Here is a 9,734-nt window from a genome sequence, read left to right as displayed (position 1 = left end):
TGGTGTAAAGGATTGAGTTGGGCTCATAATGAGTACCTCTTAAATACGCTCAATAGCGTCTAAAGCACTAATTAGTAGCAAGTATAGCGATGATACAAAGGCCCTCGCTGCTTCCGTGCTTTCTCAGAGCAATAAGAATCGTTAAATTTAAAATTCTTACTCTAATTTCTAACTGTTGAAATAGCAGAACCCTATCTGTTTATTAAAATAAGAGGTTCTTAGTAATATAAAGGGTTAAGAATTGAAATTCCTAACCCTTATTCAAATAACGCTTCTTCAACTATGTTACAACTTAATGCAAAACGTGCTCTTCACTTTCATTAAAGACAATCTCACCATCGGCCTGCTCAAACCTGTCTTCATTTAAATGAGCCACGGCCTTGATGCCAGCCTGAATCATTGCCTTGGCAATATCAATACCGGTGTCACCAATATACTCTTTTGAGGCTTCAGAAAAGCGAATTTCTACCAGAGGAGAGCCTTCCTGATCAGACCGTTGTAACACAATCTCGCCATCGGCTAACTGGACAATTTCTAAAAAAGGTGACGTCACAACAATACCCTGAATAGTCAAAATTAAATATCATGATGATATTTACTAGTAAGCTATTCTAACAGCACTACTTAGTGAGCGAAAGATGCTGTGCGTTTTTTAGTGGAACTGGCTAATACAGAGAAAATTTACCACTCTTCTAGCCGTTCACGCTGATTATCAATGATCGCCGTGAGCTGCTGCCAGTAATGTTTAATACTCTCTAAATCTAATGTGTTGCGATTATCAGAGTTAGAAATAGCCACAATCTGACTGTTTTGTGAGCCAGTGCCGCTGCGATCTACCGGACCAATACTGTGATATTGGCGCTGGAGTTTGTTTAACCAACTATCTGCAGCCTCCAGCTCATACAATTCCAGCGCCTCAGATGACTGCCGCCCTTCTACTTCTAAAAGCTCTAGTAGCTGTTTGGCATTAGTAAAATCCGTTAGCGGAACAGTATAGGCCGCAGCAATTTCCGCCAAGTAGGCTTGATAGGTTTTAATAAGATGAAATAATACGGACTCACCCAGAGATTGCTCAAGCACTGTTTTAGCAATCATCTGGTTCGCCAGTTGCTCAGCCAACCATTCAATATGCAGACCAACAAAATAAAGCCGCTGGTTGACTACTGGGCGCTGCGCATTAGCCATAAGCTAGCTCACTTCCTTTTTTTAGTCTTGGTTTTACCTTCCTCAACTATCCATTTACCGCCCTGGTAAAACGCCTTCCATCCCGAAGGTTTGCCGTCTATCTCGGTCTGAACATATTGCTCTTTGGTTTTACGGCTGTAGCGAATAACGGTCTTATTGCCATCAGAATCTTCTATAGGCGCTTTAAATAGATGCTTATACTTCTGATCAATAGCTTGCTTATGCGGCAAAATTTCTTCCACCAGCGGCGCCCGAGTTTCACGGTTTTTGGGGAAATTACTCGCCGCTAAAAACATACCGGATGCACCATCGCGTAATACATAATGGTCATCCACTTTTACGCACAATAATTCCGGCATGGGCACTGGGTCCATTTTAGGTGGCGCTGGCTCACCACTTCTTAATAACTTACGAGTATTTTTACATTCGGTACATCCAAAATACTTGCCAAAACGACCGGATTTAAGCTGCATTTCTGCACCACATTTATCACAATCCAGTACTGGCCCTTCATAGCCTTTAATCTTAAAACTACCCTGCTCAACCTCATAACCTGGGCAGTCGGGGTTGTTGCCGCAGATATGAAGTTTGCGATGCTCGTCGATTAGATAGCTATCCATCGCGGTATTACACAGTTTGCAGCGATGTTTGTTCAATAGTAAGCGGGATTCACCTTCATCATCATCCACGCTGACAACTTCATCACCAGACACTAGGTTGACCGTCGTCTTACACCGTTCTTTAGGCGGCAAGGCATAACCAGAGCAACCCAAAAAAACTCCTGTACTAGCGGTGCGAATCTGCATATGTCGATTACAATCAGGGTTCGGACAGGCGATATTGGTTTCGGTCGGGTCATTGCTGCGCATACCACCCTCTGCCGATCCGGCAATTTCTAACTTATGAGTAAAGTCGCTATAGAACTGGTTTAACAAGTCCTTCCAGTCAAGTTGGCCTTCGGCTACTTCATCTAATTGCTCTTCCATTTTCGCGGTAAAACTATAATCCATAAGGTCGCTAAAGCTTTCTATCAATCGCTCGGTGACGACATCACCCATTTTTTCTGCATAAAAACGGCGATTTTCAACACGCACATAGCCGCGATCTTGAATCGTGGAAATAATCGAGGCATAGGTAGATGGGCGACCAATACCACGTTTTTCCAGTTCTTTGACCAAACTGGCCTCTCCATAACGAGGGGTTGGTTTGGTAAAGTGTTGGCTGGGTTCAAGCTTCTCAAGCGTTAATTGATCGTTGACTTTTATATCGGGAAGAATAACGTCTTCTTCCTTTTTTGATACCGGTGGCAACACTTTGGTAAAACCATCAAAGCGCATCACTCTGCCACGAGTACGCAATTCAAATTCACCAGCAGTTACCACAATGCTACTGCTAGTAAATTCAGCCGCTACCATTTGGCAGGCGACAAATTGACGCCAAATTAATTCATACAAACGTTCGGCATCGCGCTCCATTTTTTGTAATTGGGTAGGTTTAACATTGACATCCGAAGGTCGAATCGCTTCGTGGGCTTCTTGCGCACCTTCTTTACTGGAGTAACTCACCGGCCCTTCAGGCAAATATTTCTTACCGTGGTTGGATTCAATAAAGTCACGACAAGCAGCGACTGCATCAGCACTTAAATTGGTGGAATCGGTACGCATATAGGTAATGTAGCCAGCTTCATAAAGTCGCTGCGCCATCATCATGGTTTTTTTCACCCCAAAGCCCAAACGGGTACTAGCTGATTGCTGCAACGTTGAGGTAATAAACGGTGCCGAGGGCTTAGATTTGGTTGGCTTATCTTCGCGCTTGCTAACAATAAAAGATTGCTGTTTTAACGAAGTTAATACGGTATTAGTTTCATCTTCGCTGGTAGGACGAAACGCCTTGTCGTTTTGCTTTTTGACCTCTAAACGTAACGGCGTGCCATCGGCCATAGTTTGTGCAAATACTTGCCAGAACTCTTCAGGAATAAAGGCACGGATCTCCTGCTCACGCTCAACGATTAAACGGGTGGCAACTGACTGCACCCGACCGGCAGAGATACCACGGGCAATCTTTGACCATAACAGGGGTGAAACCATATAGCCCACAACACGATCCAAAAAGCGGCGAGCTTGTTGGGCATTAACCCGATGAGTGTCTAACTCACCAGGCACCTCAAAAGCCTCGGTAATGGCTTTTTTGGTGATTTCGTTAAACACAACCCGGCGATAACGACTTTCATCACCGCCAATGGCTTGCTGTAAGTGCCAGGCAATCGCCTCTCCCTCGCGGTCCAAATCCGTTGCGAGATAAATTGTATCGGCTTTTTCAGCCAACTTTTGTAATTCGGTAACCACTTTTTCTTTGGCAGGGAGTATTTCGTACTTGGCTTCCCAATTTTTGCCAGGATCAATACCCATACGAGCGATTAACTGCTCACGGCTTTTTTTCTTTTTATAAGCCGCTTTTTTTTCGGGGGCCATTTTACGGGTTTTGGCAGCCGCTTTAGCACGCTCTTTGGGATCTGCTTTTTTGCTACCTGATGTAGGCAGGTCTCTGATATGCCCTACGCTGGATTTAACAATGTAATCATTACCCAGATACTTATTAATCGTCTTTGCTTTCGCAGGAGACTCCACAATGACCAGTGATTTACCCATATTACCCTTCTGTGATGACAAAATTTCATTGCCAATGTGGCAACGAGGCGACATATATAAGGTCTGTTTACGGCTGGGTCAAGCAATTGATAACAGTTTTTATTTTTAGGCAACGGCTTTATCGCGCTGTTTTAGTGCCAGATATCATTTTAACAAACGAATCTAAGCCCATGATTATTATTGGTTTTATCTTTAAATGGGGGTTTTGAATAAAGACAGGATTCAGGCCCAAAAAAAATTATTCATGGATAAACTCAAAACGCGGCCGGCTGACGTCATCGATCTCAACCTGCTCAATAAACATACTAAGAGGCCGCACCCACAAGCCCATCTCGCCATAGAGGGCTTTATAAACCACCATAGGCTCGCCAGTTTCGGTATGCCCTGCCACGCCAATTACTTGATAATCGTTACCCTTATAATGCCGATAAAACCCGTTACGTAGCTCATTCATAGAGGTTTCCCGATTGTCTTTAATAGTCTTGCTTCTATATAGAACATGATAAAGAATAAATACAACGATTAAATCGAAGACTCAAGATCAAGCACAGCACGACGTAACTCGATTAACTGTTGATATAAGCTACTAATAAGCTCCACATCGCCATGCTCACGCCAATATAAGGCTAGCCCCGGGGCAGCATATTCGAGCGCCACGACTGAATTGGGTAGTTGCAGCAAAGTATCCTGCATCAGCAAGTGCATTTGCCGACTAAAGTTTGAATTATCCAAGCCTGATGGCGTTTCAGCAGTGTCTCTCATTAATAGGTATTCACCACCTTGCGGATGCTTTCGCTTCACTTCCCAAGGTAGTCGATAAGCGACGCCCTGCTCGACTTTCTCTTTACGCACTTTGGCACGATGTGATTGCGGCAGGTCAGTGATTTTTACTATAAAACCCAGTGTCATGGCCTGCTGGCGCAACTGCATTTGACGCTTTTGCGCTGGGCTTGGCATAATCCAAAAAACGGGAGAGAGTACAAGCATGACAACAATAACGATAATCAAATAACTCAAGTTTACTCTCCAACTCTCCAATAATTATTGTATGTGATAACTAGGCACACAGTATTTGCTTTAAATATAGTGGATGTAAACATTTCAGACCCTCTACACAGCAAAAAGGATCAAGCTATGAGCAACTATCAAACGATTTTACTGGCTACCGACTTATCCGATGAAGGCAACCCGATCGCTGAAAAAGCCCTAGCCATCGCCACTGCCAACCATGCCGCACTGCATATCATACATGTTATCGAACCACTCAACTTTGCCTATGCTGGCGATATTCCGATGGATTTCTCTAGCATTCAAAATGAAATCCAAAGTCAGACCAAAAACAAAATGAACGAATTTGCCAATAAATATGCCATAGCCTCAGAAAATCAGCATATTGTTATTGGTCAGGCCGAAAATGAAATTCACTCGCTAGCTCAACATCTCAATGCCGACCTTGTTGTGGTCGGTAGTCATGGTCGCCGCGGGATTGCTTTATTATTGGGCTCCACCGCCAATGGTGTGCTACATGGCGCCACCTGCGACGTGTTAGCTGTTCGAGTTAATGAATCTTAACCCTCTAGTCTTCGCCCAGCTCAACCCAGCGCTCATAACAAGCTTCGAGCTCTTGGGTAATCACAGTCAGTTCTTCTAGTCTTTCAGTAACCACACTATGCTCTTGCTGATAAAATTCCGCGGCGGTAGTTTCCGTGGTTAATGCTTGCTGCTGTTGCTCAAGCGCTTCAATTTTTGCGGGTAAGGCTTCTAATTCTCGTTGTTCTTTATAGCTTAGTTTTTTAGTGGCTTTTTTCTCAACAGGCGTTTTTTGTTTTTTATCTGTCGCAACAAGTTCAGTCGGTTTTTTAGCCTCTACAGCTTGCGAATCAAAACTACCACCCTGACGCAACCAATCTTTATATCCGCCTACATACTCACGCACAGTAGCATTACCCTCAAAGGCCAAAGTGCCAGTGACTACATTGTCCATAAAATCACGATCGTGACTAACCAACAGTATAGTGCCGGAAAATTCTACCAATACAGCCTCTAACAATTCTAAGGTCTCAACATCTAAATCATTGGTCGGTTCATCCAGAACCAGAATATTGGCCGGCAGACTGAACAATAACGCCAATTGAACCCGATTCCTCTCGCCGCCTGACAATGCCTTTAATGGTGTTCTTGCGCGCTCCGGCGAGAATAAAAAATTTGATAGATAACTTAAAATATGTCGAGATTTACCGTTGATTTCAATACTTTCACGACCTTGCCCAACAATATCAACAATGGTTTTTTCATCATCCAACTGATCACGCATCTGATCAAAGTAGGCAATATCGAGCTTGCTACCTAGACTGATGGTACCTTTAGATGGCGCTATTTCACCGAGGATAATGTTTAATAAGGTGGTCTTACCGGCACCGTTAGGACCCAGCAAACCGATTTTATCGCCGCGAATAATATTGAAACTCAGGTCTTTAATCAGCATATTGTCATCAAAATGATGACTGATATTAACGGCCTTGGCCACCAACTTGCCCGACCTGCTAGCCGCCTCGACATTGATTTTGGCAGTGCCTTGCACTACACGACGCTCTGAGCGTTCTTCCCTAAGCTTTTTCAGCGCCCGCACACGGCCTTCATTACGAGTTCTGCGGGCTTTGATACCCTGTCGTATCCAAACCTCTTCCTGAGCTAGTTTTTTATCAAATAAAGCGTTTTGTTGCTCTTCCACTGCTAGTAAATGGGCGCGTTCCGCTAAGTAGTTATTGTAACCACATTGGTATAACCGCAGATGACCGCGATCCAGCTCAATAATTTTTGTCGCCAATCGACGTACCAGCGCTCTATCGTGGGTGATAAACAGTACCGCTCCAGTAAAATCCAATAACTGTTTTTCCAACCATTCAATGGTTTCGATATCGAGGTGATTAGTCGGCTCATCAAGCAGTAATAAATCCGGCGCCGTGACTAACACTTTGGCCAGGGCTACCCGTCGACGCCAGCCACCGGATAGAGTGGACATAACTTTATCAGCAGGAAGCGCCAAGCGACTTAGCACTTCATCAATTCGCTGCTGATAGCTCCAGCCATCCTTAGCTTCTATTTGATGCTGTAACTGTTCCAGTTTTTTTAAGCCGGCATCGTCCAACTGCTGTCCGACAAGAGCATCATACTCCAGCATCAGATCGCCGATTTCCTGCAAACCGGAAGACACTACCTGCATCACCGTTTGCTTGTCAGCCTTGGGGAGCTCCTGCTCAAGCCTTGCAATACGCAGCGAGGGTCGCTGCCAAAGACTGCCGCTGTCGGGTTTAATCACACCTTCAATCAACTTCATAAAGGTCGATTTACCGGCACCGTTTCTCCCCACCAGACAGATGCGATCACCCTTATAAAATTGCATGTTAGCCTGCTCTAGCAACACATGATGGCCATAGGCCAAGCTTAGATCAGTAACCCGTAATAACGGCATTGTTTGATTTCCTTACTTCCGAGGCATTGAGTCCGCCTGGATAAATCAATGAATAAACCATGACTATTTGCAATACCTGCGGCTAAATAACGACCACACTATCCCCAACCGAAATTTTGCCAAGACCTCGATGAATTAAATTCTGGCCTAAATAAACCTCGCCATCGCGCCGAGGATAAGCAACCAAACGCCGAGCCTGTTGAGGCATAAAAACCAGGCGACAGGAATAATTTAAAATATCAGACAACCAATAGGCTACCTCTTCGCCAAAATCTTCTGCTTCAACCAGGACATCCCAAACAATCACAGCAATTTTAGAAGTAGAACCTTGCTTAACCGTTATGGTCTGGTTTTCAAAAGATAGCGTTAACTAGCCATTAATCAGATATCAAGACAATAAACACATTAATGGTAATTGGCGTTGGGTTAAAAATCTTCCATGATCATCAACCACCATCCAACGGCGATCCCATTGCGGCCCCATAGTTGCAATAGTCATTTCGGACAAGGCAATACCCGCGATGGACTTTACGGGATAAATATAAAGTGATGCTAGGCATAGAAATTACCACCCCTACCCAAATGCCACCTGCCTATGGCGAGTCAATATAAGAAGATTACGCTAGCTACCTGACCAAAAGAAAATAACTAAGCCATAAATGCTAAAAACTGCTGTTGATCAAAGGGCCAAGCTATTTCAGCGCCACTATCACTTCTGGCAATAACAGGAATGCGTATACCGTAGCGGTTCATCAGGTCATCCGAATCACTGATATCGATTTCAATCATTTGATACTCCGAGCCTATTACTGGCTCAATCAGTGCCAGCGCCTGTTCACAGAGATGACAGCCCACGGTGCTGTATAAAATAAGTTGTTTCATAAATATTCACTAGCCAGTGAGGCAAAGCATTTTATCGAGCCATAGAACCAGCTACAACTGCTATTAATGCTACCAAACCGGTTTTCTAGACAGAAAAAAGCCCAGCCTAAGCCGGGCCTTTAAAACGAACCCAATCAGAACTTAAAGATCGTAGCCACGCTCATTGTGAGCGACCACATCGAGACCTTCGGTTTCTTCATCTTCAGTGACACGCAAACCAACCAATACCTTAACAAGCTTCAATAGGATATAGGTCACTATAGCGGTGTAGATAAAAGTAGCAGCAATACCCGTTAACTGAACAGCAAGCTGGCTAGAAATGGTCATACCTTCAGCCAGGCCCTGCCCGCTGAAGAGACCTAGTTCAGAGCTGGCAAAAATACCCGCCATAAACGTACCCAAAATACCACCCACACCGTGCACGGGGAAAACATCCAAGGAGTCATCAATATTCAATTTTTGCTTGATAGCTAGCGTGGCATAGAAACAAACAAGACCTGCACTAAAGCCAATAACGATGGCACCCGCAGGACCGACAAAACCGGAGGCAGGAGTAATTGTACCCAAACCGGCAACCATACCGGTTACTGCACCCAATGCACTGGGTTTGCCGTACTTAAGCCATTCAATACATAACCAGGTGAAAGCACCGGTGGCGGCAGAAAGATGGGTGACCAACATAGCCATACCGGCATCACCATTGGCTGCCAAAGCACTACCCGCGTTAAAGCCAAACCAGCCCACCCACAGCATACCTGCACCGGTAATAGTCATGGTCATATTATGCGGAGGCATCGCTGTGTCGCCAAAGCCTCTACGATTACCAAGCACCAATGCCGCGACCAAAGCAGCAACACCTGCGGTAATATGAACGACGGTACCGCCAGCGAAATCCAGTAGGCCCATTTGGCCCAACCAGCCGCCGCCCCAAACCCAGTGGGTGATTGGTGCGTAAACTACCAACAGCCAGAGCGCCGAAAACAACATAACCGCAGAAAATTTCATCCGTTCAGCAAAACCACCAATGATTAACGCAGGGGTTATCACCGCAAAGGTCATCTGGAACATAACAAAGACTGTTTCTGGTAGGTCACCACTTAGCGAGCCTTCCATCACACCGGCCAAGAACATTTTATCCAGACTGCCGATATAATCCCCGCCTTCACCAAAAGCAATGGCATAACCAATAACAAACCAGAGAATAGAAGCAATACAAGCGATAGCAAAACATTGCATCAAGATACTTAAAACGTTTTTAGAGCGGACTAGCCCACCATAAAATAGTGCCAGCCCTGGCAGGGTCATAAACAACACCAATGCTGTAGAGGTAAGAATCCAGGCTGTATTCGCCCCATTCAAACCATCATCGGCTATTGCTAAGCCAGACCCTAGGATTGCAGTTAACAACACTGCAAGACGTGACGTGACAGAACGCATAAGTTTCCCCTTGATATAATTTTTTGTAAAAAAGTAATTTTTATATAATAATCAATAATTTATATTATATTTTTAATGTATATTATTGGCTATAGTTAGCGATTTCATTA

Annotated in this window: 10 protein-coding genes; 1 reads left to right on the top strand and 9 read right to left on the bottom strand. The window is 44.5% G+C overall.

Translation table 11 applies throughout. The features are described from left to right. Positions 1-292 precede the first annotated feature (292 nt). From AACP44_RS03455 to AACP44_RS03435, 5 genes are all read right to left on the bottom strand, one after another. Positions 293-553 carry a hypothetical protein gene (locus tag AACP44_RS03455; RefSeq protein ID WP_339339040.1) on the bottom strand — a complete coding sequence of 87 codons (261 nt, stop codon included), beginning with the start codon at positions 551-553 and terminating at the stop codon, positions 293-295. A 128-nt stretch (positions 554-681) separates the two neighbouring features. Then, complete coding sequence (locus tag AACP44_RS03450) at positions 682-1,185, bottom strand: DUF6586 family protein (protein ID WP_339339038.1); 504 nt, start codon at positions 1,183-1,185, stop codon at positions 682-684. 8 nt (positions 1,186-1,193) lie between these two features. Then, entirely contained in the window at positions 1,194-3,833 is a 2,640-nt protein-coding gene (gene topA / locus AACP44_RS03445) for a type I DNA topoisomerase (protein ID WP_339339037.1), read from the bottom strand. A gap of 238 nt (positions 3,834-4,071) precedes the next feature. Further along, entirely contained in the window at positions 4,072-4,287 is a 216-nt protein-coding gene (locus AACP44_RS03440; protein WP_339339035.1) for a DUF1653 domain-containing protein, read from the bottom strand. A gap of 68 nt (positions 4,288-4,355) precedes the next feature. Continuing rightward, positions 4,356-4,850 carry a hypothetical protein gene (locus tag AACP44_RS03435; protein ID WP_339339033.1) on the bottom strand — a complete coding sequence of 165 codons (495 nt, stop codon included), beginning with the start codon at positions 4,848-4,850 and terminating at the stop codon, positions 4,356-4,358. Positions 4,851-4,967: 117 nt separating this feature from the next. On the opposite strand from AACP44_RS03435, the gene AACP44_RS03430 reads away from it, so the two are divergent. Further along, positions 4,968-5,405: a universal stress protein gene (locus AACP44_RS03430; protein WP_339339031.1), complete on the top strand. Its 438-nt coding sequence runs from the start codon at positions 4,968-4,970 to the stop codon at positions 5,403-5,405. A 4-nt stretch (positions 5,406-5,409) separates the two neighbouring features. Here AACP44_RS03430 and AACP44_RS03425 read toward each other — a convergent pair whose 3' ends face one another. From AACP44_RS03425 to AACP44_RS03410, 4 genes are all read right to left on the bottom strand, one after another. Next, positions 5,410-7,305, bottom strand: coding sequence for an ATP-binding cassette domain-containing protein (locus tag AACP44_RS03425; protein ID WP_339339029.1), 1,896 nt, complete (start codon positions 7,303-7,305; stop codon positions 5,410-5,412). An 82-nt stretch (positions 7,306-7,387) separates the two neighbouring features. Continuing rightward, positions 7,388-7,612, bottom strand: a complete 225-nt coding sequence (locus AACP44_RS03420; protein WP_339339027.1) for a hypothetical protein — start codon at positions 7,610-7,612, stop codon at positions 7,388-7,390. 341 nt (positions 7,613-7,953) lie between these two features. Beyond that, entirely contained in the window at positions 7,954-8,187 is a 234-nt protein-coding gene (locus AACP44_RS03415) for a glutaredoxin family protein (protein ID WP_339339025.1), read from the bottom strand. Positions 8,188-8,328: 141 nt separating this feature from the next. Continuing rightward, on the bottom strand, positions 8,329-9,624 hold the full coding sequence (locus tag AACP44_RS03410) for an ammonium transporter (protein WP_339339023.1): 1,296 nt from the start codon (positions 9,622-9,624) through the stop codon (positions 8,329-8,331). Between the last annotated feature and the right edge of the window lie 110 nt (positions 9,625-9,734).

The sequence above is a fragment of the uncultured Oceanicoccus sp. genome, assembly GCF_963968385.1.
In the GTDB taxonomy this organism is placed as follows: Bacteria; Pseudomonadota; Gammaproteobacteria; order Pseudomonadales; family Dasaniaceae; genus Oceanicoccus.
This window is presented reverse-complemented; position numbering and strand designations above follow the sequence as displayed.

What these genes read in the sequence shown, in the direction of transcription:
- AACP44_RS03450 (WP_339339038.1), bottom strand. Translation starts at nt 1,185, where the DNA reads ATGGCTAATGCGCAGCGCCCAGTAGTCAACCAGCGGCTTTATTTTGTT.
- topA (WP_339339037.1), bottom strand. Translation starts at nt 3,833, where the DNA reads ATGGGTAAATCACTGGTCATTGTGGAGTCTCCTGCGAAAGCAAAGACG.
- AACP44_RS03440 (WP_339339035.1), bottom strand. Translation starts at nt 4,287, where the DNA reads ATGAATGAGCTACGTAACGGGTTTTATCGGCATTATAAGGGTAACGAT.
- AACP44_RS03430 (WP_339339031.1), top strand. Translation starts at nt 4,968, where the DNA reads ATGAGCAACTATCAAACGATTTTACTGGCTACCGACTTATCCGATGAA.
- AACP44_RS03425 (WP_339339029.1), bottom strand. Translation starts at nt 7,305, where the DNA reads ATGCCGTTATTACGGGTTACTGATCTAAGCTTGGCCTATGGCCATCAT.
- AACP44_RS03415 (WP_339339025.1), bottom strand. Translation starts at nt 8,187, where the DNA reads ATGAAACAACTTATTTTATACAGCACCGTGGGCTGTCATCTCTGTGAA.
- AACP44_RS03410 (WP_339339023.1), bottom strand. Translation starts at nt 9,624, where the DNA reads ATGCGTTCTGTCACGTCACGTCTTGCAGTGTTGTTAACTGCAATCCTA.